General features: G+C 66.1%; 23 protein-coding genes and 1 pseudogene. 17 read left to right on the top strand and 7 right to left on the bottom strand.

Going from position 1 to position 26,489, the window contains the following annotated elements; genetic code table 11:
• The 11 genes from ACTXG5_RS04515 to ACTXG5_RS04465 all read left to right on the top strand — a co-directional run bounded on the left by ACTXG5_RS04515 (position 1) and on the right by ACTXG5_RS04465 (position 12,250).
• Positions 1 to 1,302 carry an MCE family protein gene (locus ACTXG5_RS04515; protein ID WP_445162545.1) on the top strand — a complete coding sequence of 434 codons (1,302 nt, stop codon included), beginning with the start codon at positions 1 to 3 and terminating at the stop codon, positions 1,300 to 1,302.
• Positions 1,299 to 2,339, top strand: coding sequence for a virulence factor Mce family protein (locus tag ACTXG5_RS04510; RefSeq protein WP_445162544.1), 1,041 nt, complete (start codon positions 1,299 to 1,301; stop codon positions 2,337 to 2,339). The genes ACTXG5_RS04515 and ACTXG5_RS04510 overlap by 4 nt, the downstream gene beginning before the upstream one ends.
• Positions 2,336 to 3,925, top strand: coding sequence for an MCE family protein (locus ACTXG5_RS04505; RefSeq protein WP_445162543.1), 1,590 nt, complete (start codon positions 2,336 to 2,338; stop codon positions 3,923 to 3,925). Before ACTXG5_RS04510 ends, ACTXG5_RS04505 begins: the two co-directional genes overlap by 4 nt.
• A complete protein-coding gene (locus ACTXG5_RS04500; protein ID WP_445162542.1) occupies positions 3,922 to 5,532 on the top strand; it encodes an MCE family protein in 1,611 nt (536 codons plus the stop codon). The genes ACTXG5_RS04505 and ACTXG5_RS04500 overlap by 4 nt, the downstream gene beginning before the upstream one ends.
• Before the next feature lie 62 nt (positions 5,533 to 5,594).
• Positions 5,595 to 6,740: a virulence factor Mce family protein gene (locus ACTXG5_RS04495; protein ID WP_445162541.1), complete on the top strand. Its 1,146-nt coding sequence runs from the start codon at positions 5,595 to 5,597 to the stop codon at positions 6,738 to 6,740.
• A complete protein-coding gene (locus ACTXG5_RS04490; protein WP_445162540.1) occupies positions 6,734 to 8,284 on the top strand; it encodes an MCE family protein in 1,551 nt (516 codons plus the stop codon). The genes ACTXG5_RS04495 and ACTXG5_RS04490 overlap by 7 nt, the downstream gene beginning before the upstream one ends.
• 266 nt (positions 8,285 to 8,550) lie before the next feature.
• Positions 8,551 to 9,270, top strand: coding sequence for an Mce protein (locus ACTXG5_RS04485; protein WP_445164265.1), 720 nt, complete (start codon positions 8,551 to 8,553; stop codon positions 9,268 to 9,270).
• A complete protein-coding gene (locus ACTXG5_RS04480) occupies positions 9,267 to 10,238 on the top strand; it encodes an RDD family protein (RefSeq protein ID WP_445162539.1) in 972 nt (323 codons plus the stop codon). Before ACTXG5_RS04485 ends, ACTXG5_RS04480 begins: the two co-directional genes overlap by 4 nt.
• On the top strand, positions 10,235 to 10,792 hold the full coding sequence (locus tag ACTXG5_RS04475; protein WP_445162538.1) for a mammalian cell entry protein: 558 nt from the start codon (positions 10,235 to 10,237) through the stop codon (positions 10,790 to 10,792). The genes ACTXG5_RS04480 and ACTXG5_RS04475 overlap by 4 nt, the downstream gene beginning before the upstream one ends.
• Positions 10,759 to 11,511, top strand: a complete 753-nt coding sequence (locus ACTXG5_RS04470; protein WP_445162537.1) for a mammalian cell entry protein — start codon at positions 10,759 to 10,761, stop codon at positions 11,509 to 11,511. The genes ACTXG5_RS04475 and ACTXG5_RS04470 overlap by 34 nt, the downstream gene beginning before the upstream one ends.
• Positions 11,512 to 11,548: 37 nt before the next feature.
• Positions 11,549 to 12,250, top strand: a complete 702-nt coding sequence (locus ACTXG5_RS04465) for a YoaK family protein (RefSeq protein WP_445162536.1) — start codon at positions 11,549 to 11,551, stop codon at positions 12,248 to 12,250.
• Positions 12,251 to 12,257: 7 nt separating this feature from the next.
• Here ACTXG5_RS04465 and ACTXG5_RS04460 read toward each other — a convergent pair whose 3' ends face one another.
• The 4 genes from ACTXG5_RS04460 to ACTXG5_RS04445 all read right to left on the bottom strand — a co-directional run bounded on the left by ACTXG5_RS04460 (position 12,258) and on the right by ACTXG5_RS04445 (position 16,501).
• Positions 12,258 to 13,367, bottom strand: coding sequence for a phosphodiester glycosidase family protein (locus ACTXG5_RS04460; protein ID WP_445164264.1), 1,110 nt, complete (start codon positions 13,365 to 13,367; stop codon positions 12,258 to 12,260).
• 79 nt (positions 13,368 to 13,446) lie between these two features.
• Positions 13,447 to 14,853: a YhgE/Pip domain-containing protein gene (locus ACTXG5_RS04455; protein WP_445162535.1), complete on the bottom strand. Its 1,407-nt coding sequence runs from the start codon at positions 14,851 to 14,853 to the stop codon at positions 13,447 to 13,449.
• 34 nt (positions 14,854 to 14,887) lie between these two features.
• Positions 14,888 to 15,613, bottom strand: a complete 726-nt coding sequence (locus ACTXG5_RS04450; protein WP_445162534.1) for a pirin family protein — start codon at positions 15,611 to 15,613, stop codon at positions 14,888 to 14,890.
• A 21-nt stretch (positions 15,614 to 15,634) separates the two neighbouring features.
• Entirely contained in the window at positions 15,635 to 16,501 is an 867-nt protein-coding gene (locus ACTXG5_RS04445) for a MarR family transcriptional regulator (protein ID WP_445162533.1), read from the bottom strand.
• A gap of 63 nt (positions 16,502 to 16,564) precedes the next feature.
• On the opposite strand from ACTXG5_RS04445, the gene ACTXG5_RS04440 reads away from it, so the two are divergent.
• On the top strand, positions 16,565 to 17,698 hold the full coding sequence (locus tag ACTXG5_RS04440; RefSeq protein WP_445162532.1) for an NAD(P)H-dependent amine dehydrogenase family protein: 1,134 nt from the start codon (positions 16,565 to 16,567) through the stop codon (positions 17,696 to 17,698).
• On the opposite strand, the gene ACTXG5_RS04435 is transcribed toward ACTXG5_RS04440, so the two are convergent.
• Complete coding sequence (locus ACTXG5_RS04435; RefSeq protein WP_445164263.1) at positions 17,690 to 18,628, bottom strand: DMT family transporter; 939 nt, start codon at positions 18,626 to 18,628, stop codon at positions 17,690 to 17,692. The two genes, ACTXG5_RS04440 and ACTXG5_RS04435, sit on opposite strands and share 9 nt — an antisense overlap.
• A 171-nt stretch (positions 18,629 to 18,799) precedes the next feature.
• On the opposite strand from ACTXG5_RS04435, the gene ACTXG5_RS04430 reads away from it, so the two are divergent.
• On the top strand, positions 18,800 to 19,651 hold the full coding sequence (locus tag ACTXG5_RS04430) for a LysR family transcriptional regulator (protein ID WP_445162531.1): 852 nt from the start codon (positions 18,800 to 18,802) through the stop codon (positions 19,649 to 19,651).
• A gap of 9 nt (positions 19,652 to 19,660) precedes the next feature.
• Here the strand turns inward: ACTXG5_RS04430 and ACTXG5_RS04425 are convergent, their stop codons facing one another.
• Both ACTXG5_RS04425 and ACTXG5_RS04420 read right to left on the bottom strand, forming a co-directional pair.
• Positions 19,661 to 21,088: an alpha/beta hydrolase domain-containing protein gene (locus ACTXG5_RS04425; RefSeq protein ID WP_445162530.1), complete on the bottom strand. Its 1,428-nt coding sequence runs from the start codon at positions 21,086 to 21,088 to the stop codon at positions 19,661 to 19,663.
• A 35-nt stretch (positions 21,089 to 21,123) separates the two neighbouring features.
• Positions 21,124 to 22,255 (bottom strand): annotated as a pseudogene (locus tag ACTXG5_RS04420) (sigma-70 family RNA polymerase sigma factor).
• Here ACTXG5_RS04420 and ACTXG5_RS04415 point away from each other — a divergent pair.
• From ACTXG5_RS04415 to ACTXG5_RS04400, 4 genes are read left to right on the top strand one after another with little or no spacing between them, the layout of a single operon-like run.
• Positions 22,248 to 23,042 (top strand): lysophospholipase, encoded by a 795-nt coding sequence (locus ACTXG5_RS04415; protein WP_445164262.1) that lies wholly within the window; start codon positions 22,248 to 22,250, stop codon positions 23,040 to 23,042. The pseudogene ACTXG5_RS04420 and the gene ACTXG5_RS04415 overlap by 8 nt on opposite strands.
• A gap of 34 nt (positions 23,043 to 23,076) precedes the next feature.
• Positions 23,077 to 23,826, top strand: a complete 750-nt coding sequence (locus ACTXG5_RS04410; RefSeq protein WP_445162529.1) for a DUF2786 domain-containing protein — start codon at positions 23,077 to 23,079, stop codon at positions 23,824 to 23,826.
• Positions 23,823 to 24,344 carry a TIGR04338 family metallohydrolase gene (locus ACTXG5_RS04405; protein ID WP_445162528.1) on the top strand — a complete coding sequence of 174 codons (522 nt, stop codon included), beginning with the start codon at positions 23,823 to 23,825 and terminating at the stop codon, positions 24,342 to 24,344. Before ACTXG5_RS04410 ends, ACTXG5_RS04405 begins: the two co-directional genes overlap by 4 nt.
• A gap of 38 nt (positions 24,345 to 24,382) precedes the next feature.
• Positions 24,383 to 26,464, top strand: a complete 2,082-nt coding sequence (locus ACTXG5_RS04400; protein WP_445164261.1) for a beta-glucosidase — start codon at positions 24,383 to 24,385, stop codon at positions 26,462 to 26,464.
• Positions 26,465 to 26,489 lie beyond the last annotated feature (25 nt).

Below are 26,489 nucleotides of genomic sequence, written 5' to 3'. Positions count from 1 at the left end.
ATGGCCCAACCCAGCAAGATCAACGCAGCGCGGACGCCGCCCTACAAGTTGGCGGGCATCGGCTCGTTGGTCATCGCGGTGCTGCTCTTCGTCTTGGTCTACGGGCAGTTCCGCGGGAACTTCACCCCCAAGACCACGCTGACGATGCTGGCGTCGCGGGCCGGGCTGGTGATGGATCCGGGTTCCAAGGTCACCTACAACGGTGTCGAGATCGGCCGGGTGGACACCATCTCGGAGATCGTGCGCGACGGTAAACCGGCGGCCAAATTCACCCTGGACGTCTATCCCAGGTACCTATCGCTGATCCCGTCGAACGTGAACGCCGACATCAAGGCCACCACGGTGTTCGGCGGTAAATACGTGTCGCTGACAACGCCGCAAAGCCCGTCACCGCAAAAGCTCACCGCGCAGACAGTGATCGACGCGCGGTCGGTGACGACGGAGATCAACACGCTGTTCCAGACCATCACCTCGATCTCGGAGAAGGTGGATCCGGTCAAGCTGAACCTGACGCTGAGCGCGGCCGCGCAATCGCTGGCCGGGCTGGGCGAGCGATTCGGGCAGTCGATCGTCAACGCCAACGCGGTCCTCGACGACGTCAACCCACAGATGCCGCAGATCCGCCACGACATCCAGCAGCTGGCCGGCCTCGGTGACACCTACGCCAACGCCTCGCCGGACCTGTTCGACTTCCTCAACAACGCGGTCATCACCTCGCGCACGATCAACCAGCAGCAAAAAGACCTGGACCAAGCACTGTTGTCGGCGGCCGGGTTCGGCAACACCGGCGCGGAGCTCTTCGAGAAGGGTGGACCGTATCTGGCGCGCGGCGCCGCTGACCTGGTGCCATCGGCGCAGCTGCTGGACACCTACAGCCCGGCGATCTTCTGCACCCTGCGCAACTACCACGACATCGAACCCAAGGCCGCCTCCTTCCTGGCCGGCAACGGGTACTCGCTGAACGCCCACACCGAGGCGCTATCCGGCCTGGGCCTGCTGGCCAACCCCGTCTCGGCGGTGGCCACGATCGCCAGCTTGGTCGGCGGCCTGGCCGGCGTGGTCGGCGGAGCGCCGAACCCCTACACCTATCCCGAGAACCTGCCGCGGGTGAATGCCCGTGGTGGACCGGGCGGTGCGCCGGGTTGCTGGCAGCACATCACCCACGACCTCTGGCCCGCGCCCGAGTTGGTGATGGACTCCGGCAACAGCATCGCGCCGTACAACCACCTCGACACCGGTTCGCCCTACGCGATCGAGTATGTCTGGGGCCGTCAGGTAGGGGATAACACGATCAACCCATGAAAATCACCGGTACGCTCATTCGACTCGGCATCTTCTCGCTGGTGCTGCTGCTGTTCACTGTGATGATCATCGTGGTGTTCGGCCAGATGCGGTTTGACCGCACCAACGCGTACTCGGCGGAATTCAGCAACATCAGTGGGCTGCGGCAGGGCCAATTCGTTCGCGCCTCCGGCGTGGAGATCGGCAAGGTCGACACCGTAGAGCTGGTCGCCAGCGGCACGCGGGTGCGGGTGAAATTCAACGTCGACCGCTCGATTCCGCTGTATCAGTCGACGACGGCGCAGATCCGCTACCTCGACCTGATCGGCAACCGGTACCTGGAGCTCAAGCGCGGCGAGGGCGAGGGCACCGACAAGGTGCTGCCGCCGGGTGGATTCATCCCGCTGGCGCGTACCTCGCCGGCCCTGGACCTCGACGCGCTGATCGGTGGTTTCAAGCCGCTGTTTCGGGCGCTGGACCCGGTAAAGGTCAACAGCATCGCGACCGCGCTGGTCACGGTGTTCCAGGGGCAGGGCGGCACCATCAACGACATCCTCGACCAGACCGCGCAACTGACCAACCAGATCGGCGAGCGTGACCAGGCGATCGGCGAGGTGATCAAGAACCTGAACATCGTTCTGGACACGACGGTTCGGCATCGTCAGCAATTCGATCAGACCATCAACAATCTCGAGGTGCTGATCACTGGCCTGAAGGACCACGGCGATCAGCTGGCCGGCGGGACCGCGCACATCAGCAACGCCGCCGGCACGGTGGCCGACCTGCTGGGCGAGGACCGCGCGCTGCTGCACAAGTCCCTCAACTACCTCGACGCGATTCAGCAGCCGCTCATCGACCAGCAAGACCAACTGCAGGACTACCTCAAGAAGGTGCCGACCGCGCTGAACATGATCGGGCGCGCCATCGGGTCCTACGGCGACTTCGTGAACTTCTACGCCTGCGACATCACGTTGAAGATCAATGGTCTGCAGGGCGGCGGCCCGGTCCGTACGGTCCGGCTCTTCCAGCAGCCGACGGGTAGGTGCACCCCGCAATGAGAACGCTGGAACCTCCGAACCGGCTTCGGATCGGCATGATGGGCATCATCGTCACGCTGCTCGTCATCGGCGTCGGGCAGAGCATCACAAGCGTCCCGATCCTGTTCGCCAGGCCGGCCTACTACGGACAGTTCACCGACTCCGGCGGCGTCAGTGCCGGCGACAAGGTGCGCATCGCCGGCATGGACGTCGGAAAGGTGGAGGCTCTCGACATTGAGGGCGACCACATCGTGATCAAGTTCTCGATCGGCACCAACACCATCGGCACCGAGAGCCGGCTGGCGATCCGCACCGACACCATCCTCGGTAAGAAGGTCATGGAGATCGAGACACGGGGCTCCCAGCAGCTACGGCCCGGTGCCACCTTGCCGGTTGGCCAGAGCACGACTCCCTATCAGATCTATGACGCGTTCTTCGACGTCACCAAGGCCGCGTCCGGCTGGGACATCGACACCGTCAAGGAGTCATTGCATGTGCTGTCGCAGACCATCGATCAGACCTACCCGCACCTGAGCGCCGCGCTCGACGGTGTCGCCAAGTTCTCCGACACGGTCGGCAAGCGTGACGCGGAGGTCAAGCATCTGCTTGCCCAGGCCAACCAGGTCGCCAGCGTCCTCGGCGACCGCAGCGAGCAGGTCGACCGCCTGCTGGTCAACGCCAAGACGCTGCTGGCCGCATTCAACGAACGCGGACAAGCCATCAACGCGTTGCTGGGCAACGTCGCCGCGTTCTCGGAGCAGGTGAAGGGCCTGATCAACGACAACCCGAACCTGAACCACGTGCTCGAACAGTTGCGCACGATCAGCGGCATCCTGGTCCAGCGCAAAGACGACGTGGCGCAGGGGCTGACCGAGGTCGGCAAGTTCCTTCCGTCATTGAATGAGGCCATCGCGTCGGGACCGTTCTTCAAGGTGGTCCTGCACAACCTGGCGCTCTACCAGATCGTCCAGCCGTGGGTGGACGCGGCGTTCAAGAAGCGCGGCATCGACCCGGAGAACTTCTGGCGCAGTGCCGGTCTGCCGGAATACCGGTGGCCCGATCCCAACGGCACCCGGTTCCCCAACGGTGCGCCGCCGCCGGCTCCGCCGGTGCTGGAAGGCACCCCGGAACATCCCGGGCCGGCCATCCCGCCCGGATCGCCGTGCTCGTACACGCCGGCGAACCCCGGCGGCAACGTCACCGTCGGGGACGAGGGTCTGCCGCGGCCATGGAATCCGCTGCCCTGCGCCGGCGCGGGTATGGGCCCGTTCGGCGGGCCTGGCTTCCCCGCCCCGGTCGACGTCGCGACATCGCCGCCGAACCCCGACGGTCTGCCGCCCACGCCTGGCATCCCGATCGCCGGGCGCCCGGGTGACCCGCCCCCGAATGTTCCGGGCACTCCGGTGCCCCTGCCGGCGCAAGCCCCACCGGGCGCGCGCACCGAGCACCTGGGGCCGGCCGGTCCGGTGCCGCCACCGTCGGCGTTCGCGCCGGGTCTGCCACCGGGACCACCGGCACCGGCCGGACCTGGGAACCAGTTGCCGGCGCCGTTCATCAACCCGGGCGGTTCGGGCGGTAGTGGTGTCACGGGAGGTAGCCAGAATTGAGCACCATCTTTGACATCCGCAACATTCGGCTACCGAGGCTGTCCCGGACGACGGTGATCGTCGGGTCGCTGGTGGTGGTAGTGGCCCTCGTCGTCGGATATGTCGGCTACCGGCTGTTCGAGAAGCTGACGAATAACACTGTGGTCGCCTACTTCCCGGCGGCGAACGCCCTCTACAAGGGGGACAAGGTCCAGATCATGGGCCTGCGGGTCGGCTCGATCGACAGCATCGAGCCGGCTGGCGACAAGATGAAGGTGACGTTCCACTACGAGAACCGATACAAGGTTCCCGCCAATGCCTCCGCGGTGATCCTGAACCCCACCCTGGTGGCGTCGCGTGCGATCCAGCTGGAACCGCCCTACAAGGGTGGGCCCACGCTGAGCGATAACGCCGTGATTCCCGAAGAGCGCACCCAGGTGCCGGTGGAGTGGGACGAACTGCGCAACAGCATCACCAACATCATCTCGAAGCTGGGCCCGACCAAGGACCAGCCGACGGGGCCGTTCGGTGAGGTCATCTCGTCCTTCGCCGACGGCCTGGCCGGCAAGAGCAAGCAGATCAACACCGCCCTCAACAGCCTGTCGTCGGCGTTGACCGCGTTGAACGAGGGTCGCGGCGACTTCTTTGCGGTGGTGCGCAGCCTGGCGCTGTTCGTCAACGCGCTGCACCAGGACGATGCGCAGTTTGTCGCGCTGAACCAGAACCTGGCGGATGTCACCGGTCGGCTCGCGTCCAGCGACGGCGACTTTTCCAATGCCCTCCAGCAGTTCGACAGCCTGCTGACCACGGTGCGCCCGTGGCTGGCCAAGAACCGCGAGGTCTTGACGACCGACGTCAACAACCTGGCCACCGCGACGTCGACGCTGCTGCAACCCGATCCGCTGAACGGGCTGGAGACCGCCCTGCACGTCCTCCCGACGGCCGCGGCCAACATCAACCAGATCTATCACCCGTCGCACGGTTCGGTTGTCGCCATTCCGACGATCACCAACTTCGCGAACCCGATGCAGTTCATCTGCAGCTCGATTCAGGCCGGCAGCCGGCTCGGGTACCAGGAATCCGCCGAGCTGTGTGCGCAGTACCTGGCACCGGTCCTCGACGCGATCAAGTTCAACTACCTGCCGTTCGGCGTGAACCTGTTCAGCACCGCCGAGGTGTTGCCCAAAGAGGTCGCGTATTCCGAAGACCGGCTGCACCCACCGAACGGCTATAAGGACACGACCGTCCCCGGGATCTGGGTGCCGGATACGCCCACCTCGCACCGCAACACCCAGCACGGCTGGATCGTGGCCCCGGGCATGCAAGGCCAGCAGGTTGGGCCGATTACCTCGGGCCTGATGACTCCCGAATCGCTTGCCGAACTGATGGGCGGCCCCAACATCGAGCCCGTGCAGTCCCAATACCAAACCCCGCCGGGGCCGCCGAACGCCTACGACGAGAACCCGATCCTGCCGCCCATCGGGTTGCGGGCTCCGACGCCGATCCAACCCCCGGCGCCGGGACCGGAAGTGATCCCGGGACCGGTCGCACCGACGCCTGGGCCGGTCGCGGTCCCGGCACCCAATGCCGGTGGTCCGGCACCCGTTGACGCAGGGCTGGGCCAGTGAGGCGCGCGATGAGCGGCGTAGCCGCGAGGAGCAAGCCGAACCGACCGGCACTGAGGCGCGCGATGATCCGCCGCGGGGCCTGGCAGGGCATGGTGCTGCTGGTGATCGCCATGATGCTGAGCTCGTGTGGGTGGCGGGGTATCTCCAACGTCGCGATTCCGGGCGGTCCGGGCGACGGCTCGGGGGCCTACACCATCTATGTGCAGGTGCCGGACACCCTGGCGATCAACGGCAACAGCAAGGTGATGGTTGCCGACGTCTTCGTCGGTTCGATCCGCGCGATCAACCTGAAGAACTGGGTGGCCACGCTGACGCTGGGCGTGAAGAAGAGCGTCAAGCTGCCGAAAAACGCGATCGCAAGGATCGGCCAAACTTCGCTGCTGGGTTCTCAGCACGTGGAGCTGGCCGCACCGCCCAACCCGTCGCCGGAGCTCTTGAAGGACGGCGACACCATTGCGCTGAAGAATGCGACGTCGTATCCCACGACCGAGCAGACGCTGGCCAGCCTGTCGTTGATCCTGCACGGTGGCGGCATCCCGAACCTGGAAGTGCTGCAGAACGAGGTCTACAACATCTTCAACGGGCGGGGGGAGCAGATCCGGTCCTTCCTCGGCAAGCTGGACACCTTCACCACCCAGCTCAACCAGCAGCGCGATGACATCACCCATGCGATCGACTCCACCAACCGGTTGCTGACCTACGTCGGAGGCCGGTCGGACGTCCTGGATCGAGTGCTGACCGACCTCCCGCCGCTGATCAAGCATTTCGCCGACACCAAGAACCTGCTGATCAACGCCGTCGATTCGGTCGGACGACTCAGCCAGTCCGCCGACCAGTACCTGTCGGAGGCCCGCGGACCGCTGCACACCGACCTGCAGTCGCTGCAGTGCCCGCTGAAGGAACTCGGCCGCTCGTCGCCGTATTTGATCGGCGCGCTGAAGCTGATCCTGACCCAGCCGTTCGACATCGACACCGTGCCGAAGATGTTCCGCGGTGACTACATCAACATCTCGCTCACGCTTGATGTGACCTACAGCTCCGTCGACAACGCGTTCCTCACGGGCACCGGGTTGTCGGGAGCCCTGCGCGCACTCGAACAGTCCTTCGGCCGAGACCCGGAGACGATGATCCCCGACGTGCGCTACACGCCGAACCCGAATGACGCGCCCGGCGGCCCGCTGGTGGAAAGGGGGGACAGGAATTGCTAACTCCATTCATCCGACGCCAGCTGTGGACGTTCCTTGTCCTGACGGTTGTCTCCCTGCTGGTGCTCGGCGTCTATTACCTGCAGGTTCCCAGCCTGATCGGGATCGGCAGGTACTCGCTCAAGGCCGACCTGCCGGCGTCGGGCGGTCTGTACCCGACGGCCAACGTGACCTACCGAGGCATCACCATCGGCAAGGTCACCGACGTCGAGCCGACCGAGCACGGCGCCCAGGCGACGATAAGTATCGACAGCCAGTACAAAATCCCGGTCGACACGATCGCGAACGTGCACTCGGTGTCGGCGGTCGGTGAGCAGTACCTGGACCTGGTCTCGACGGGGAACCCGGGAAAGTACTTCGCCGAGGGACAAACCATCACCAAGGGCACCGTGCCGGCCGAGATCGGGCCGGCGCTGGACACCGCTAACCGCGGCCTCGCGGCGTTGCCGAAGGACAAGATCGCCACACTGCTCGACGAGACAGCGGAATCCGTGGGCGGGTTGGGTCCCGCGCTGCAACGCCTGGTCGACTCCACCCAGGCGATCGTCGGTGATTTCAAGACGAACATCACCAACGTCAACGACATCATCCAGAACTCCGGCGGGGTGCTGGACAGCCAGATCAAGTCGGGTGACGCAATCGAGCGCTGGGCGCGCAACCTGAACACGTTGGCCGCACAAGCCGCGCAACGCGACACGAACGTGAAAAGCATTCTGACTCAAGCGGCGCCTACCGCCGATCAGGTCAACTCGGTATTCAGCGACGTGCGCGACTCGCTGCCGCAGACGCTGGCGAACCTCGAGGTGGTGTTCGACCTGCTCAAGCGCTACCACACCGGTGTGGAGCAGGTGCTGGTGTTCCTGCCGCAGGGTGCCTCGATCGCCCAGACGGTGGCCGCGCCGTTCCCGAACCAGGCCGCACTCGACTTGGCGTTGTCGATCAACCAGCCGCCGCCCTGTCTGACCGGCTTCATTCCGGCCGCGGAATGGCGGTCCCCGGCCGACACCAGCATGCAGGCACTGCCGCAGGGCACCTACTGCAAGATTCCGATGGATCAGCCCGCCAACAGCGTGCGTGGATCGCGCAACATCCCGTGTACCGATGTACCGGGCAAGCGGGCTGCCTCGCCGCGGGAGTGCCGCGACCCCAGGCCGTATGTTCCGGCGGGAACGAACCCCTGGTTCGGCGACCCGAACCAGATCCTGACCTGCCCCGCGCCGGGAGCGCGATGCGATCAGTCGGTCCGTCCGGGCATGGTGATCCCGGCGCCGTCGATCAACAACGGCCTGAACCCGGCACCTTCGGACCGAGTCGCGGGGACGCCGCCGGCCACCAGTGACCCCTTGTCACGACCCGGGTCCGGTACCGTGCAGTGCAACGGACAGCAGCCCAACCCGTGTGTCTACACTCCCAGCGGACCTCCCTCAGCGGTATACAGTCCCCAGAGCGGTGAACTGGTAGGGCCCGACGGTGTCAAATACTCCGTCGAAAACTCGACCAAAACAGGAGACGACGGATGGAAGGAGATGCTGGCGCCAGCCGGCTGAACCCACCACCGATGTCGATGATTAGTCGTCTGCGTCGGAGACGACCGAAGATTCGCCAGGAATCCGACGACGCCGCCGACGAGACCAACACCGAGGTGACGGCCGAGGATTCGTCAGAATCCGAGGTCGGAGCCGACCAGACCAACACCGAGGTGACGGCCGAGGATTCGTCAGAATCCGAGGTCGGAGCCGACCAGACCAACGCCGAGGTGACGGCCGAGGATTCGTCAGAATCCGAGGTCGGAGCCGACCAGACCAACGCCGAGGTGACGGCCGAGGCTCCGGCAGAATCGGACGACGACGACGCCGCCGAACCGACCGGTACCAAGGCGACGGCCGAGGATCCCGCAGCCCCGGAGGCCGAGCCCGTTACCGAAGCCGAAGCCGCGCCGGTGGCCGAGGATCCGGAAACGCCGGAAGCCGAAGGCGATCAGATCGATGCTGCCACTGAAGAGTCGGTCGAGGCCGACGCCGCGACTGCAGGCCCTCCGTCGCGGGTGGGCCGCGGGTGGCTGGCCGGCATCGCCGCGATCCTCGTCCTGCTAGCCGGTGCCGTCGGTACCGGCGGCTACTTCGCATTACGTTCGCACCACGAGAGCCAAGCAATAGCGCGCAACAACGACGCGGCGGTCAAGGCGGCGATCGACTGTGTTTCGGCGACGCAGGCACCCGATACCAACGCGATGATCGCCAGCGAGCAGAAGATCATCGACTGCGGCACAGATGCTTTCCGTGCCCAAGCCGTGCTGTACACCGGAATGCTCGTGCAGGCTTATCAGTCGGCGAACGTCCACGTTCAGGTCGCGGATGTTCGGGCAGCGGTCGAGCGCAACAACCGTGACGGCTCGGTCGATGTGCTGGTGGCAATGCGCGTCACGGTGGCTTCCGATCAATCGCAGAACGAAACGGGCTACCGGCTGCGGGTGAAAATGGCGCTTGACGAAGGCCGGTACCGGATCGCCAAGCTCGACCAGGTGACGAAGTGACGGTGGTGGTCGAGGACATTCAGACCACTGCCACCCAAGTGTCATCGGAGAATGCCTTGGCGCCCTGGCATATTCGCGCCTGCGCATTCGCCGTCGACGTCCTGCCGGCGATCGCCGTGGCGACGACGATGGCGTTGGTGTCGTTCACCGTGCCGGCCCGCGGCGCCTGGTGGTGGTTGTGTGTCTCCGTGTTCGGGCTCGCCATCCTGTTGATGTTGGTCAACCGGTTGCTGTTGCCGACCATCCTCGGTTGGAGCCTGGGACGCGCCTTGTGCGGAATCGCGGTGCTACATCGCGACGGCGAAGCCATCGGGGCGTGGGGCCTGCTGCTACGGGATCTGGCTCACTTGCTCGACACCGTATCGGTGGTGGGATGGCTTTGGCCGCTGTGGGATTCGCGACGCCGCACCTTCGCCGACATACTGGTGGGCACCGAAGTGCGGTGCTCCGACTCGGGGAGGCCGCAGCCTGACATCCGGCGGTGGACGGCCATCGCGCTGCTCACCGCGACCGGGCTGTGCCTGGCGGGTGGCGTCGTGAGCTACGCGGCGGTGTACTCCCACGATCGGGCGATCGATCAAACGCGGGCACAGATCGCGGTACAGGGACCGAAGATCGTCGCGCAGATGTTGACCTACGACCCGAAGTCGTTGCACGACGATTTCGCGCGCGCCCAGTCGTTGTCGACCGACAATTACCGGGGTCAGCTCAAGGCTCAGCAGGACATCGTCCAAAAGGGAAACCCCGTCGTCAACGAGTACTGGTCGATGGACAGCTCGATCGAATCGGCATCACCGGATCGGGCGACGATGCTGCTGTTTTTGCAGGGGCGGCGCGGCGCGTCGCCCGAGGAGCGGTACATCACCGCGACCGTCCGGGTGAATTTCGCCAAGGACGGCGACGGCCATTGGCGCGTTGACAACCTCACCGTGCTGACCAAACCGAAACCGTCCGGGAACGGAAAATGAGCCCCCGCCGTAAGTTTCAGCCCGGGGAGGGAGCGCTGCTCGTCGCGGCCGACCCCGTGACGCAGCGTCGCCCGCGGGGGTTACCGCTTGTCGGCGCGCTTGCCGCGGTGCTGATGGCAGCGGCGATCACGGTATGCGCCCTGATGTTGAACTCTCACGAATCCCGCGAGCGGACCGCGTCTGCGAACCGCGAGGTGCTCAACTATGTGACCGGGTTCATGACGGAATTCACCTCCCTTGACCCGTATCACGCCAACGACTACATCACCCGGATAATGGCCCAGGCGACAGGCGATTTCGCCAAGCAGTATCGCGACAAGGCCAACGAGATCCTGCTGCAGGTCGCCCGGGCAGAGCCCGCCACCGGCACCATCCTCGGCGCGGCGGTGGAACGGTGGAACGATGATGGCAGCGTCACGGTGATGGTCGCGACCGAAGTCACGTCCAAATCGGCGGATCAAAAGCAGGTATTCGAGAACACCAATCGTTGGACGGCAACTGCTACGCGGGAAGGGAATCAGTGGAAGATAAGCAGCCTGCTGCAGGTGGTCTGACCGCCGACGCGGTCCCCGGCGACACCGCTGAAGACGGCGAAAATACCGCCGCGGCAACAGAAGTCGCCCCGGACCCCGTCGACGAGACCGACGCGGCGGATCAGACAGACGACACCGCAGCCGAATCGGAGGCCGAGGAGGCCGAGAAGGACGCCGACGAGCCCGCGACGGCGGCCGAAAAGGGTGGCCGTCGGCGCAGGCCGCTAGGTGGGAAGTTGATGGCCATCGCCATCGTGTTGGCCGCTGTTCTGTTTGTCGGCTCTGCGGCGTTCGCGGGCGCGACCATGCAGCCCTATCTGGCCGACCGTGCTACGGCGGCAACAAAGCTCAAGGTGGCCCGGACCGCGGCCAACGCGATCACGACGCTATGGACCTACACGCCGGAGAACATGGACCGCCTCGCTGACCGCGCGGCGACCTACCTCAGCGGTGACTTTGAGGCCCAGTACCGCAAGTTCGTCGACGCCATCGCGGCCCCGAACAAACAAGCCAAGATCAGCAACAGCACCCAAGTCACCGGCGCGGCGGTCGAAACGTTGGACGGTGCGAACGCGGTCGTGATCGTGTACACCAACACGACTTCCACCAGTCCGCTGACCAAGAACATCCCGGCGCTGAAGTACCTGTCCTATCGGCTGTTCATGAAGCGTGTGAACGGGCGTTGGCTGGTGACCAGGATGACGACCGTCACCTCGCTGGATCTGACGCCTCACACGTAACCCGGACGAACTCGTGGCGCCGAAATATACTGCACCCGTGGCCGCCACGTCGCCGGTATCCGAGCGATCGACCGTTGCGGCGTTGTTGTTGCTGACGTTTGCCACCGGCCTGGCCGACTCGCTCAGTATCTTGGTCCTCGGCCACGTGTTCGTGGCGAACATGACCGGCAACGTGATCTTCCTGGGCTTCTGGCTGGCCCCGCGAACCAGCATCGACCTGACCGCGGTCGCGGTCGCCCTTCCCACCTTTGTCGCCACCACCATCCTCAGCGGCCGGTTGTCTCGGCATTTCGGGATCCGGACGCGGCCGTGGATCACCACGGTGCTGACCACGGAGATCGTCTTGCTCGTTACGCTGTCGATCCTGGCCGGCGCGGGCGTGTTGCACTATCACGACAACACCAAGCTGATCATCATCGGCTTCCTTGCGGTGACGTTCGGACTGCAGCACTCCAGCGCCCGCCAGTTCGGGATCCAAGAACTCTCCACCACCGTTTTGACGTCGACGATCGTCAGTCTCGGGATCGACAGCCGGCTGTCCGGCGGCACGGGTGAGCGCCAAAAGCTGCGTTTCACCGTCGTTTTCACGATGTGTGCCGGTGCTTTTCTCGGCGCGACGATGTCGCGGTTCGTCATCGCCCCGGTGTTCGCACTCACCGCTGCGGTGGTGACGGTCAGTCTGCTGATCTTCCGATTCGGCGCGACGGAGGCGAAAATCGCTGCCTTGGATGATGTCTAGACGATGTTTAGTTGAAAGCCAGCCAGCTGGGCAGTGCCCGCTCATGGGAGTCGCAGAGAACCTGGCGGGTATCGCAGGACCCCCGCGGTGATCCCGCACCGGCCCACATTCCGCCGGTGTCGCGGCGCAGCACGATCGCCGACGACCCGCCGCCGTCCAGCAGGATGGCGCTATCGCTGCCCAGTCCGCGGAACAAGTCCTGCATGTTGTCCGGGGTGTAGCTGCCGCCCTCGAAGACGTACATCTCGTCGCGTTGCTTGACGTACGCCAGTGCCGTCCGCGCCGCGCTGGGCCCGCCGTCATGCAGCTGTTGAGTCTGGCCGGGAGCCAGCAGTCCGATGCCGGACACCGCGACGAACTTCTCGTTCTTGTTGAGCAGATCCTCCACCACCGGGGTGGCGGCGTCGTAGTCGTTCTTGGCCCGCGGCCAGACCACATACGGCGCGCCACCGGTCGGCAGGATCATCGTCGTCAGCGAAGACCAGCTCTCGCCGCCGCCGGAGAGCCCTTGCTTGCCGGGGTAGGCCACGGTGCCGGTGACCGCCTGGTTGGCGCGGCCCTGTCCGTTGGTGTTGTCCATGAATGCGCCGAGCGGCGAGCTGCAGCCGGTCTGACGCCACGAACCGGCCTTTTGTCCGCGCACGTCAAAAAAGTTGGCGTTGATCGCGATGGTCGGTTCTCCCATCCGCTGCCACGCGTTCAGGGGCGTATAGAGCTCGGAGGCCTGCATCAACCCCTCGCCAGTACGTGCCCCGGGGTTGCTCTCGCAGCGCGCCTGGATACCCCGGTGCGTGTCGACCAGCAGATGCGGCGCCAGGCGTGACGACGCGTTCTTGATGATCATCAGGTGGCCGCCGCTGTTCATCTCGTACCAGCGCCCGCCGGCGTCCAGCAGCGGCGTGGGGTGTCCGGGCCCGAAGTTGTAGACGAGATAGGAGCCCTGGGTGGCGCCGATCGCGCCCGCGAGCATTTCGCGGCCGTCCGCGGCGTGGGCGACGGGCGACGCCAAGGCGCTCGCCAGTGTGGCGCAGGCAAACATGGCCGTGAGGCTGGCTGCCAGTCGGCGCAACCTGGCGTGTCGTGTCAGCACGGCAGCCCTTTCGGCCCTTATTTGGATGCAACAATCACAGCATCAGTCACATAAGCCCCACTGTCAACTTAAATAACGAACGTGTGACACTTAGGCCGCGCCCGAATTACGTTTGCTCGCTTAGGCTTTCGGGATCCGGCTCGCTGGGGCTCTCCTCGCTCGGTTCACCCGAGGTTTCGTGCTTGCCCGTGCGCGCCTTGTGTTGGGCTTGGTGGACCTCGGCGATCGCCAGCTCGACGGCCCCGGGAATCCGGTGGAACCCGCTGCGGTCGTACATTCGCGTCACGATGCCACCCACCAACAGGCCGATCACCAGCCCGATCGACGTCATCAACAACGCCTGCGATAGTCCAGACGCCCCCACACCATTGAGATAGAGCAGCGACCGCACGCCCAGAAACACCTGGTGCATCGGCTCGAATTCGGCCAGCCAGCGGAAGAACGGAGGCACCGCCTCCAGCGGGACGGTGGCGCCTGCCGAGGGCAGGCCGAGGATCACGAAAACCAGCATGCTGAACAGCAAGCCCATCGAACCCAGCACCGCGATCAGCGAACTGGATGTCACCCCCACCGCGATGATCGCGAAGACTCCATACGCCCACAACTGCCAACCGAGCTGGATGGGCATGCCGAGTCCGTGGGCGATGGCCATATAGACCCCCGACGTCAGCAATGCCAGGACCACCATGATCCCCCACTTCACCAGCAAGGTGCGGAAGCGGGAGATGTTGGCCTGCTCGGCGAAGCGATACACCGGACCCCATTCGGCCGGGACATAACCGAGTAACGAGTCCACCAACGTGGACACGACGATGCTGCCGGTAAAACCGGCCAGCAGCAACAACAATGCGTAGTAGAACGCCGACAGCCCGTTGCCCGTGCCGTTGGGGAGCGGGTTGTAGACGGCCGACTTGATGTCGATCGGGCTGGCCAGTCCCGAACGCGACGCTCCGGTCAGCGGCGCCCCGCCGGTTTGCTGAGTGACCTCCGCCGAAAGATACTGTCCCACTTTGGTATTAGCGGCGGCCATGGCCTGGCTTAGCGTCTGCCCGGCGATGCCGGCGCCCAACGTGCCGGCTCGCTGGTTGGTGAAGATCGTGACCGACGGCCGGTCGGCATGGTCAGGCGTGACAGCGCTGTCGCCGTACTCGCGCAGATTCGACGAGAAGGTGGGCGGGATCACCAATTCGGCGTACACCTGCGCCCTGTCCAGCAGCCGCTTGGCCTCGTCGTGCGATACCACCTTGACGTCGAACTTGTTCTTATCCAGCGCGGAGACCAGGCCGTCGACAATTTTCGGGCCGGCGGTGCCGGCGTCCTCGTTCACCACGGCGATCGGGAAATGGCGCAGGTTGGTGGTCGGATTCAAAATTCCGCCGAGATACAGCGCACACAGCGCCGACATCAGGGCCAGTGTGGCGCCGACCGGCAACGCCCAGAACCGCACGGTTCTCAGCGCTTTTACGTTCCGTTTCGGGTTCGGCACCGCGTGCCGCGGCTGCGCTTTCGACATGCCGGCTCCTGTCCGTCGTGCCCACTGTATTGGTCTAGCCGCCCAGCTCTGCGTGCATCTCCCAGACCAGCAGGTCCGTGGGCTCACTCGCGGTCAACCGCGGGCCATCGGTGTCGGTGAACCGGACCGCGTCGCCGTCGGCAAGCTCGCCGGCGCCGTCGACGGTGAGCCGCCCGCGCGGCACGAAGACGTGCAGAAAGGGGGCGGTGGGCGCGGTGACGGTGTCGCCGGGCCGCAGCCGCGCCCCGTGCAGGGCCGCGTTGCGGTTGTGCAGAAAGATGGCGGCATCACGCCCCGGTATGCCTGAGGCGATGGTCACCAGGCCGGAGCGCAGCGCCTGCTCATCGATCTCGTGCTGCTGGTAGCCGGGGGAGATCGCCGTTTCGTCGGGCACGACCCACATCTGAACGAAATGCACTGGCTGCGTTGACGAATCGTTCTTCTCCGAATGCAGGATGCCGCTGCCCGCCGACATGCGTTGCGCCAGACCCGGATAGATCACACCGTGATTGCCGGCGGAATCCCGGTGCGTCAATTCGCCTTCCAGCACCCACGTCACGATCTCCATGTCCCGGTGCGGGTGGGTGGCAAAACCGGCATCCGGTTCCACGAGGTCGTCGTTGTTCACCACGAGCAGCCCGTGGTGGGTGTTGTCGGGGTCGTAGTGGTCGCCGAACGAGAAGGAATGTCTGGACTTCAGCCACGGCGTCGTGGTGACAGACCGGTCAGCCGCGCGCCGAATCTCGGGGTTGGCAGGCATGACGTCAGCGTAATCACCCGCTCAGGCCACCCCGGCGCTGAGCAGCCCCTGGGCATGCGCCAGGGCGGCGTCCAGCGCGGTCAGCGTCAATCCGGCGCAGCCACCCAGATGGATCTCGATTTGATATTCCGGTTGCCCGTCCTGCCCGAAGATTGGCAGGACCACGAATTCGGTTGAAGCCAAGTCTGTTTCGAGTATGTTGGTGATCGACTGCAGCGTCACCATCGTCATCAGGGTGGTGAGTTGCCGGGTGACCTGGCCGGTCGGCTCCAGCGACGCGAGCACCCCGGCCAGGCGGTTGTGCAGCGATTGGTGGGTGTCGTCGAACCGCCACGCGCCGTAGCCACGCGCCCGGATATCGGCGAGTACCTGTTGATGCTGCCTGATTTCGGCGCGGGTCAGCCGTGGCATCACCCGTTGCAGCCAGGCCGCGACGTCATCGTCGTCGCGCCAGGCCATCGCGACCAGGCCGAACGGCGGATCGATCGGGAAGCGCTGCCCGACGGCGTGCTCACCCTCGGTGCCGTGCCCGACCGCGTCGACCGTGCTCAGGTGCCGGCCTCCGATCTTCGACATCGAGCAGCCGGCGCCAAGGGTGTCGTGCAGGAAGGTGAGGGCATCGCGGCCGCGGTCCAGCAGGGGGAACTGCATGCGTAGCCCGTGCACCAGCCCGAACAATCCGCTGCCCAGGCAGAAGCGGCGGTCACCACGCCGCGTGACCCAGGACCCGCGTTCCAGCTCGGCCAGCACCAGGGCGCAGGTTGAGGTGCTGATCCCGCAGGTCTTCGCCAACTCGGCCGACGTCCGCCCGTTCGGTGAATCCGCCAGCGTGGCAAGCACGTCCATCACCCGACCGGTCGGCGGCGACTTGGCGGTTGACGTACCCATGCCCGGCTCCCTAGCATCCGTCCAAAATGTAAGACTAGCCATCCTAATATTAGGAGAAGAATCGTGCTGAAGGTGGGAGTCTGGGGGCCGGGTTCGATGGGCATCATCGCCCTGCGAGGCGTGATCGACCACCCCGAACTGCAACTGACCGATCTCGTCGTTCACAGCGACGCCAAAGCGGGCCGCGACGCCGGAGAGTTGTGTGGGATCGCGCCGGTCGGCGTGGTGGCCGTCCAGGACGCGGCGCCGATGCTCGCCGGCGACGCCGATGTGGTGGTGTATGCCGCCGGCGCCAACCTCCGGCCGTTGGAGGCCGTCGGGGACATGGTGTCGATCCTGCGGGCTGGTAAGAACGTAGTGTCGTGTTCGGTGGTGCCGCTGGTCTTTCCCGACGCGGTCGACGGGGCGTTCACCGATCCGTTGCGCCAAGCCGCGCTGGACGGCGGGGTGTCGTTCTTCACCACTGGGATCGACTCCGGATTTGCCAATGATGTTCTGCCATTGGTACTTACCGGGGTATCCCGGGTCGTCGAGTCGGTTCGGGTGACCGAGATGTTCAACTACGCCACCTATCCGGATCAGGCCGCGGTGTACGAGATCCTCGGATTCGGCAAGTCGCCGGAGTTCACCGCGTTCGCGGCGACGCCGGGGGTGTTCACCTTCGGCTGGGGCCCGGTGCTACACCAGCTCGCCGCGGGACTGGGCGTCAAGATCGACAACATCGAGGAGAGCAACGAACGGATCCCCGCCACCGAGTCTTTCGACACGCCCACCGGGCACATCGCGGCCGGGACCATCGCGGCGATGCGCTCGACGTTGACCGGTTACGTCGGGGACAAGCCAACTTTCGTCGTCGACCACGTGACGCGCATGCGCGACGACATCGCCCCGGACTGGCCGCAACCGCATATCAGCCTTGCGCCCAAGGACCTCGGCTACGGATTGGCAACTGGGCGCGGTGCCTATCGCGTCGAGATCGAGGGCTCCCCGAGCATGCGGTGCGAATTCGAGATGGCCGAGGACCACGACCACGATCTGGGTGCGCGCATCGCGGGCTCGTCGCGCATGGTCAACGCCATCCCCGCGGTGTGCGCGGCCCCGCCCGGACTGCTGTCCGCGCTCGACCTGCCGATGGTTACCGGGACCGGTCTGGTCCGTTCGGTCGACGGGCCGTCGCCGGACAGCCGCCTATTCTGACGCCGAACAACCCACCATGCTCGGGTTCCCTGCCGCCGGTGCGGACACCGGCCGCGGGCGTTGCTTCGCCGCGCGGTGCCGGGTCGCCGCCCTGCTGCTCAGCCAGCAGGCGAGGCCGCCGACCAGCAGGCCGATCGCGAGACCGACGTCCGGGCGCTGCCCGAGCATCAGCCACGACAGCACCCCGGCAGCCGCGGGAATGATGGCGAACAGCATCGCAACCGCCGCCGCGCCGTGAAGACTGATGGCGCGCAGGTAAAGGCTGACCGCCAGCGTGGCGTTGAGCAGCACCATGGCGGTGACCGCGACGGAGGCTTTGACCGTGTCGTGCACGGCGAAGGGCGTGAGCATCGCGAGCGCCGCCGCGGGAATGAGCGCGACGGCATTTTGCACGGCGCTCATCGTGCGGAAGTCGACGCCCGCGCAGTACCGCTGTTGATACACTCCGCCGGCCGAAAGCCCAAGCAGCCCAACCACAAGCAGCGCCATGACCGGGTCGATGCCGTGCGTGCCCATCAGCCGTCTGGCGCAGGCGGCGAGCACCGCGACGACGCCGAGGGCCAGGGCGGCAACCCGCAGGGAGCCGAGGCGCTCACGCAGGAACATCGCGCCCAGGATCGCCGTGGTGACCGGATTCATCGCGATCACCACCGCACAGAGCACCGCGGACGCTCCGAGCAGAAGCGCCTCGTAGAGGCAGCAGAACTGGACGGCCTGGATCAACAGACCCGCGACCACGACGTGACCGAACTGCGCTCCCCGGGGCCACACCGACCTGGCCAGCAGGGCCCAGGACGCCAGAATGATTGCGGCTAAACCGAATCGCAGCACCAAAACGGCCATGGGGGTCATCGCGGCCACCGCGAGCGCTCCGATGGGATAGCCGAGCGCGTAGAACAACGTCACCGACGAAGCGGTACTCAAGGGCATGCGGGGCAAGTCCATGACCCCCATACTCGCGAAGGCCGACCCATTCCGTCCAACGATTTTTGGCGATCACTACCGATCACGATTACTGATCGATAATCCACAGGTGGACGGGAATCCCAGCTTTTCGCCCGACTGATTGATCATAATTGCTGATCGAACTAGGGTGGTGAGATGGCCCAGGTGCTCGATATCGCCCCGCTGCGCAGCCTCGTCGCGGTCGCGGATTGTGGTGGGTTTCACCGTGCCGCCGCCGCGCTACACCTCAGTCAGTCCGCGGTCAGCCAGCATCTGCGCAAAGTCGAGAGTGTGGTCGGCGAGCCGGTGGTTCAGCGCTCCGGGCGGGGCGTCTTGCTCACCGAAACGGGTCAGAAGGTGCTGCGGCATGCGCGCACGATATTGGCGGCGCACGACGCCGCCCTCGACGACCTCGGCGCGACCGAACACAAGGTGCTGACGGTCGGCGTCACCGAACACGGCGCGGACGTGATGTTGCCGGCCCTGACCAGCGTGCTGCGGGAGCGGCTTCCCGACCGACGGCCGCGCTTCCGGCTTGATCGCAACGTCTCCTTGGCGGACGCGATCGACCGGGGACTGGTCGACCTGGCGATCATGCTCGACGGATCGGGGCTCGATCGCGCTAACGCGTCGGGAGTCGTACAGCTGCAGTGGGTCTCAGCGCGGACATTCACCGTACGTAGGGGAGATCCGCTGCCACTGGTGATCTATGCCGAACCGTGCACCTTGCGCGAGCCGGCCTTCGCGCTGCTGGAAAAACAAGGCATCGATTACGAGATCGTCGCCGAATGCGGCGATCTGGCCGGGCTTTACGCGGCGGTGCGCTCCGGGCTCGGATTGGCTCTGCTGCCGAAGATCGGCAAGCTACCCGACGGGTTGTGCCCGGCCGAGGGACTGCCGACGGCCAACAGCGCCTCGATATTGGTCCGCGGCCGCTCCGGCATAGATCCGGAGCTGCTGGGCACCGTCGACGCTGCGGTACGCGACGTGCTGTCCGCCGAAAAGTGAACGCCGACTTTACGAATCCCCGCCGGGGTAGGTCGCGCCGGCCAGCTCGAGGATTTCGGCGCGGTCTGCGGGCAGGATGAAGCCGGATCCGATGGCGGTGTCCAGCGCCACCGTGAAACTGTCCAGATACTCCGCAACGCCGCCGGGGTAGAGCCGGCCTAAAGTTGCCTCGTCAAACGGTTCGCCGGAACCGAAGATCGCCGACATCACGCTCTCGGCGTGATTTTCCCAGGCGCCGTCACCCGACGTCCGTGCGATCGGCACGTCCACCCACGGTGTCCTGACGCCGCCCTGTGCCAGACCCTGCGAGTCCAGAACCGGTTGTGGCAACTCGGTTTCGCGCATTTCGATGGGTGATGCGGCCGGCGCCGCTTCGCCCTTCGCGACCCAGGAGTTCAGGGCGGCAACCGCCGCTTGCACGACGTAGTGGTGTTGCGGCGCGAAGTTGATGTAGTGCCCGAGTTGCTGACCCATCAGCATGTTGGTCGGTGCGTAGGCGGCCACGATGTCCTTGAGCGGCGCGGAGCCGTTGTCGATCGGCGCCACCTGGATCGTGTAGTTGTCGGCATGCGCGGTCCCGGGAATCTCCCAGACCCGCAGCCGTTGGTTGTCGGGCTGCCTGGCGAAGTAATAGCCATGTCGCACGGCGCCGAAGAGGTCGGTTTCGGTGATGATCGTGACGAGCGGGACGCGCAGGTCGGGACGGAAGGCGACCGCTTGTGGTGTGCTGGACTGCAATTCGTCGAAGATGGAACCGCCGTCCAGCGCTGCGGCAGTAGCGAATCGGGAGTGCACCAGAAAGCCGTCGTAGATCTGGGCGAGCGGATCGACGGCGTTGATGTAGGTGGTGAGGAACATCGCCGACTGCGACTCGCCCAGGGCGACAGTGTGTTCGGCGCGAAGCCCTCGCAAAATGCCTGCGTCGCCCGCAGTCCTGACCAGCCCACCGGTCTGGGAAAAGATGTCGTAGCTAAACGCGTCGCCCGGGTGGCGCAGCGAGGCATACCGGGTCGGATCCTGGCTCTTCAGGGACATGTCCATACCGAGCATGCTCGCGCCGCCGTCCACCCCTACCTTCTGGGCCGAGACCGCGACATAGGCGTAGCCCGCGCGCAGTATTTCGCGATGCGCCATCATCCACACGGCGGGAGCGTCGATGCCGCCGCTGACGTTGAGCCACTCGACCAGTACCGTCCCGTTGAACCGCGCTGGATCCGCCGGCGTCAGCGCCACGATCCGGGTGGTGTACTCAGCGGTATCCGAAGGCGTTACCTGCCACCGGCCGTCGGGACTCAAGTCCGAGGTGGTGGTGTACGAGGTCGCCGTTCCGGAGACGAAGAACTCCTCGGCGACATAGCCCAGGTCGCCAATGTCGAAGCCGCCCAACAGCAGGGATGGCTTGCCGGGCACCGGCGTGATGTGGGGGGACTCCGTCACGGGCTACACCCTTCTCGGGATCGGCGTCTGCCCCGTCACAGCGAACGGGGCAGCCCAAATTTCGTGAACAACGCGTCGTCCAGGAATGCAACCACATGCGACACCCCGTCGGCGCGCACATCCAGCACATGCAGCTGAAACGCCACATGCTGCTCGCCGGCGCGCATGTACATCGCGGCGGCGGGCTGTCCGTTGGCGATCAGCGGGAGCATGCGCATATCGCCCGCAGATTCGGCGGGACACTGCTGGTGAATCAGCGCGATGATGGCCTGCGGGCCTTGGTACCAACCGGTATACGGCGGCATCTCCCAGACCGCTTCGGCGGTGAACAGTTCCACCAGCCGGTCGATGTCATAGGACTCGAACGCCGCGATGTAACGGGCCAGCAGGTCCTGCGCTTCGGTCGAATCCGGCGCTGCCAGGCGGTCGCTGGAGCTGGGCCGGACGGTGTCCAGCTGGGACCGGGCCCGCTGCAGCAGGCTGTTGACCGCGGTCGTGGTGGTGCCGATCGCCTCGGCCACTTCGGCGGAGCGCCACTGCAACACGTCGCGCAGGAGTAACACCGCGCGCTGCCGGGGTGAGAGATGCTGCAGCGCAGCGACAAATGCCAACCGCACCGACTCACGGGAGCCCACGATGACCGACGGGTCGGCCGGGTCTTCGGTCAGGTCGGGCAGTGGCTCCAGCCAGGGCACCTCGCGGCGTTCCACCAGCTCGGCGGTCGGATCCGAGCTGGGTCCGCCGAGCCCGGTGGGCAGCGGCCGCCGTTGCCGCCCCTCCAGCGCGCTCAGGCAGGTGTTGGTGGCGATGCGGTGCAGCCAGGTCCGCAGCGACGACTTGCCTTCGAAGCGGTCGTAGGCCTTCCAGGCCCGCAGCAGCGTCTCCTGCACCAGATCTTCCGCGTCGTGCAGCGACCCGGTCATCCGATAGCAGTGCGCAAGCAATTCGCGCCGGTACGGCTCGGCATGGGCCGAGAAATCGCCGTGGCCCCCGCCCGCGGCGGGGATTTCTGCGTCGTCGGAGTTGTGCGCGAGCAAGCTCACCCGGATGAGCCTACGCAGAGCCGCGGACGATAGCGCCCCAGGAGCCATTACGCTGCCCTTAATGACTAGGACTAGCCATGACCCGCACTGAACGGAATTTCGACGGCCTGGGCGGCGTGCGCATCGTGTACGACGTCTGGACGCCGGACACGCCGCCGCGAGCGGTGGTGGTGCTGTCGCACGGTCTCGGAGAGTATGCCCGCCGCTATGACCATGTCGCCCAGCGCTTCGCCGCCGCCGGACTGGTCACCTACGCGCTGGACCATCGCGGTCACGGCCGCTCCGGGGGCAAGCGCATGCTGGTCCACGACGTGTCCGAGTACACCGCCGACTTCGACACCCTGGTCGGTATCGCCACCCGGGAACACCCCGGCCTCAAGTGCATCGTGCTCGGGCACAGCATGGGCGGCGGGATCGTCTTCGCCTACGGCGTCGAACGCCCGGACAATTACGACCTGATGGTGCTGTCCGGGCCACTGGTCGCCGCCCAGGATCAGGTGGCGCCGGTGCTGGCGTTCGCCGCCAAAATCCTCGGTGCCGTGCTGCCCGGCGTGCCGGTGCAGGACCTCGACGTCGACGCCATATCCCGCGACCCAGCGGTGGTGGCGGCCTATAAGGCTGACCCGCTCGTCTACCACGGCAAGGTCCCGTTCGGTGTCGGCCGGGCCATGCTGCAGGTCGGCGAGACCATGGCGCAGCGGGCACCGGCACTGACCGCGCCGCTGCTGGTGGTGCACGGTGAGCACGACCGGCTGGTGCCCGTCGCCGGCAGTCGCCGCCTAGTCGAATGTGTGGGGTCCACCGACGTCACGCTGAAGGTCTACCCAGGGCTCTACCACGAGGTCTTCAACGAACCCGAGCGCGACCAGGTGCTGGGCGACGTCGTCTCGTGGATCACGGACCGGCTGTAGGCGAACTGTCGGATCGCTCGCGTATTTTGGCGCTATGACTGACGACAAAATGTTGGCGCGCATCGCCGCGCTGCTGCGTCAGGCCGAAGGCACCGACAATGCGCACGAGGCCGATGCCTTCATGAGCGCCGCGCAACGGTTGGCGACGGCGACATCCATCGACTTGGCGGTCGCCCGCTCCCATGCGTCCAACCGTTCGGCGGCCCAAGCGCCGACTCAGCGGACCATCACGATCGGGACGGCCGGCACCAAGGGGCTGCGGACATACGTGCAGCTCTTTGTCCTGATCGCGTCGGCCAACGACGTGCGCTGCGATATCGCCTCGAATTCGACGTTCGTCTATGCCTACGGGTTCGGCGAGGACATCGACGCCAGCCACGCCCTGTACGCCAGCCTGGTCATCCAGATGGTGCGGGCATCGGATGCCTACCTCGCCTCGGGTGCGCACCGGCCCACGCCGACGATCACTGCCCGGCTCAACTTCCAGCTGGCTTTCGGGACCCGCGTCGGTCGGCGCCTGGGCGAGGCCCGCGAGGACGCTCGCCGCGAGGCCACCAAGGACCGTAGCAGTCGGCCCGGTACCGCTATTGCATTGCGGGACAAAGAAGTCGAGCTGCACGACCACTACCGCAGGGCGTCCAAAGCGCGTGGCACCTGGCAGGCCAGCCGAGCCACGGCGGGGTATTCGTCGTCGGCGCGGCGGGCGGGTGATCGGGCCGGACGGCGGGCGCGGCTCGGCGACAGCCCCGAGTTGCCCGGGGCGCGGAGCGCGCTCGGAACGTGACCGCAGGGGATTCGACGAAGCGGGATTCCCAACGCTCCAAGGTGTACGCCGCCGAGGAGTTTGTCCGCACGTTGTTCGACCGTGCCGCTGAGCATGGATCTTCGGCCGTGGAATTCTTCGGCACGCAGTTGACGCTGCCCCCGGAGGGGCGATTCGGCTCCGTCGCGGCGGCGCAGCGCTATGTTGACGATGTGCTTGCGCTACCGGCAGTGCGGGAACGCTGGCCCGGGGTGTCACCGCTGCGCGTGCGGTCACGACGGGCCGCGACCGCGGCGCACTACGAAAACCGCGATGGCACAGGCATTATCGCGGTTCCCGACCGTGACACCGCCGACTGGGCGCTGCGCGAGCTGGTGGTGCTGCACGAAGTGGCGCATCACCTGTGCGAGGCACAGCCGCCGCACGGTCCGGAGTTCGTCGAGACGATCACCACGTTGGCCGAACTGGTGATGGGTCCGGAACTGGGGCACGTGCTGCGGGTGGTCTACGCCAAAGAGGGTGTGCGGTGGGCGAACTAGACGACCCCGACGGCCGGGCGCGTGACATCGAAAGCCGGATGACCGACGACGAGCGATTCACGCTGCTGGTCGCGGTGATGGGGGTTTCGGAACTGTGGCCGCTGCCCGATGACCGCATCCCGCCGGGCGTTCCGATGAGTGCCGGGTATGTGCCCGGAATCCCCCGGCTCGGTGTCCCGGCGCTGCGGATGAGCGACGCCGGCCTCGGGGTCACCAATCCCGGCTACCGGCCGGGCGATACCGCCACCGCGCTGCCGGCCGGATTGGCGCTGGCTGCCGGCTTCGACCCGGCTCTCGCGCGCGCCGCGGGCCAGGTGATCGGTCGCGAGGCACGCAGCCGCGGATTCAACGTGCAACTGGCGGGCGCGATGAACCTGGCGCGCGACCCGCGCAATGGCCGCAATTTCGAATACGTCTCGGAAGACCCGCTTTTGACCGCCACGATCGCCGCGGAGTCGGTCAACGGGATACAGCAGCAGGGTGTCATCTCGACGGTCAAGCATTATTCGCTGAACTGCAATGAGACCAATCGGCACTGGCTGAACGCGATCATCGATCCCGTCGCACATCGCGAATCCGACTTGCTGGCCTTCGAGATCGCCATCGAGCGGTCCCAGCCCGGCGCGGTGATGACGGCCTACAACAAGGTCAACGGCGACTACGCCTCGGCGAATCGCGTGTTGATCAACGACGTGCTGAAAGGCGCTTGGGGATACCGCGGCTGGGTCATGTCCGATTGGGGTGCCACACCCAGCTGGGAGTGCGCGCTGCACGGTTTGGACCAAGAATGTGGAGCCCAGATCGACACCGTGTTCTGGCAATCCGAGGCGTTCACGGAACCGCTGCGATCCGCCTACGCCGACGGCAGGTTGCCCAAAGACCGCCTCTCCGACATGGTTCGGCGGATCTTACGGTCGATGTTCGCGGTCGGGATCGACCAGGGCGGGGCCGCAGCCAGGCCTCTTTCCAAGCCGGATATGGCCGAACACCACGAGATTGCGCTGCGGATCGCGCGGCAGGGAACCGTGCTGCTGCAGAACCGCGGGGTGCTGCCGCTGGCTCCCGGTGCCCGTATCGCCGTCATCGGCGGCCACGCGCAGCTCGGTGTGCCGACGGGCTGCGGGTCGAGTGCCGTCGTCCCCCCGGGCGGTTACGCGCACGTCCTTCCGATCGGCGGGCCCGGCCTGACGGGCGGCACCCGGAATCTGTACCTCCTGCCGTCGAGCCCGTTAGACGAGCTGAGGAAGCAATTTCCCAACGCGCAGATCGAGTTTGATCCTGGGATCAGCCCGGCGGAGGCGGCGTTGGCCGCGCGGCGAGCAGACGTCGCGGTCGTGTTCGGGATCCGCGTCGAAGGCGAGGGCTTCGACAGCGCCGACTTGTCGCTGCCGTGGGGCCAGGACGCGGTCATCGCTGCCGTCGCGGCCGCCAACCCCAACACCGTGGTGGTGCTCGAGACCGGCAACCCGGTCGTCATGCCGTGGCGGGACGCGGTGGACGCGATTGTGCAGGCGTGGTATCCGGGCCAGGCCGGTGGTCAAGCGATCGCGGAGATCGTTGCCGGCCAAGTGAATCCGTCGGGAAGGCTGCCGATCACCTTCCCGGTCGACCTCGATCAGACACCGCGTCCGGAGCTGACCGACCTGGGCGACGGGTGGGGGACACGGACCACCATCGACTACTTCGAAGGTGCCGAGATCGGCTACCGCTGGTTCGCCGCCAGGGGTCACACGCCGTTGTTCGCGTTCGGTCATGGCTTGTCCTACACCAGCTTTGAGTACCGCGACTTGGCGGTCACCGGCGGTGACACCGTGACCGCGAGCTTCAGCGTCGTCAACACCGGCGAGCGCAGCGGGGCCGACGTCCCGCAGCTGTATCTGACCGAGGCCTCCGGCGAGCGACGCGTGCGGTTACTGGGATTCGAGCGGGTCGAGTTGGACCCGGGCGCCACCTGCCGAGTGAGCATCACGGCCGACCCACGCCTGCTCGCCCGCTACGACGGCAGTGCGCAGAGTTGGCAGATCAAGTCGGGCCGCTACGCCGTGGCGGTCGGCGCTTCGGCCGTCGCGTTGCGGCTGACGGCCGAAGCCGAGCTGACCGGTCGTGCGTTCGCGCGCTGATTGGCAATTTGAAGGTGAAGCTCGA

Source organism: Mycobacterium sp. Dal123C01, from assembly GCF_052566995.1.
Note: the sequence above shows the minus strand (reverse complement) of the source record. Positions and strands in the feature narration are given on the sequence as shown.

What these genes read in the sequence shown, in the direction of transcription:
- ACTXG5_RS04515 (WP_445162545.1), top strand. Translation starts at nt 1, where the DNA reads ATGGCCCAACCCAGCAAGATCAACGCAGCGCGGACGCCGCCCTACAAG.
- ACTXG5_RS04510 (WP_445162544.1), top strand. Translation starts at nt 1,299, where the DNA reads ATGAAAATCACCGGTACGCTCATTCGACTCGGCATCTTCTCGCTGGTG.
- ACTXG5_RS04505 (WP_445162543.1), top strand. Translation starts at nt 2,336, where the DNA reads ATGAGAACGCTGGAACCTCCGAACCGGCTTCGGATCGGCATGATGGGC.
- ACTXG5_RS04495 (WP_445162541.1), top strand. Translation starts at nt 5,595, where the DNA reads ATGATCCGCCGCGGGGCCTGGCAGGGCATGGTGCTGCTGGTGATCGCC.
- ACTXG5_RS04475 (WP_445162538.1), top strand. Translation starts at nt 10,235, where the DNA reads ATGAGCCCCCGCCGTAAGTTTCAGCCCGGGGAGGGAGCGCTGCTCGTC.
- ACTXG5_RS04455 (WP_445162535.1), bottom strand. Translation starts at nt 14,853, where the DNA reads ATGTCGAAAGCGCAGCCGCGGCACGCGGTGCCGAACCCGAAACGGAAC.
- ACTXG5_RS04450 (WP_445162534.1), bottom strand. Translation starts at nt 15,613, where the DNA reads ATGCCTGCCAACCCCGAGATTCGGCGCGCGGCTGACCGGTCTGTCACC.
- ACTXG5_RS04445 (WP_445162533.1), bottom strand. Translation starts at nt 16,501, where the DNA reads ATGGGTACGTCAACCGCCAAGTCGCCGCCGACCGGTCGGGTGATGGAC.
- ACTXG5_RS04435 (WP_445164263.1), bottom strand. Translation starts at nt 18,628, where the DNA reads ATGCCCTTGAGTACCGCTTCGTCGGTGACGTTGTTCTACGCGCTCGGC.
- ACTXG5_RS04430 (WP_445162531.1), top strand. Translation starts at nt 18,800, where the DNA reads ATGGCCCAGGTGCTCGATATCGCCCCGCTGCGCAGCCTCGTCGCGGTC.
- ACTXG5_RS04410 (WP_445162529.1), top strand. Translation starts at nt 23,077, where the DNA reads ATGACTGACGACAAAATGTTGGCGCGCATCGCCGCGCTGCTGCGTCAG.
- ACTXG5_RS04400 (WP_445164261.1), top strand. Translation starts at nt 24,383, where the DNA reads ATGACCGACGACGAGCGATTCACGCTGCTGGTCGCGGTGATGGGGGTT.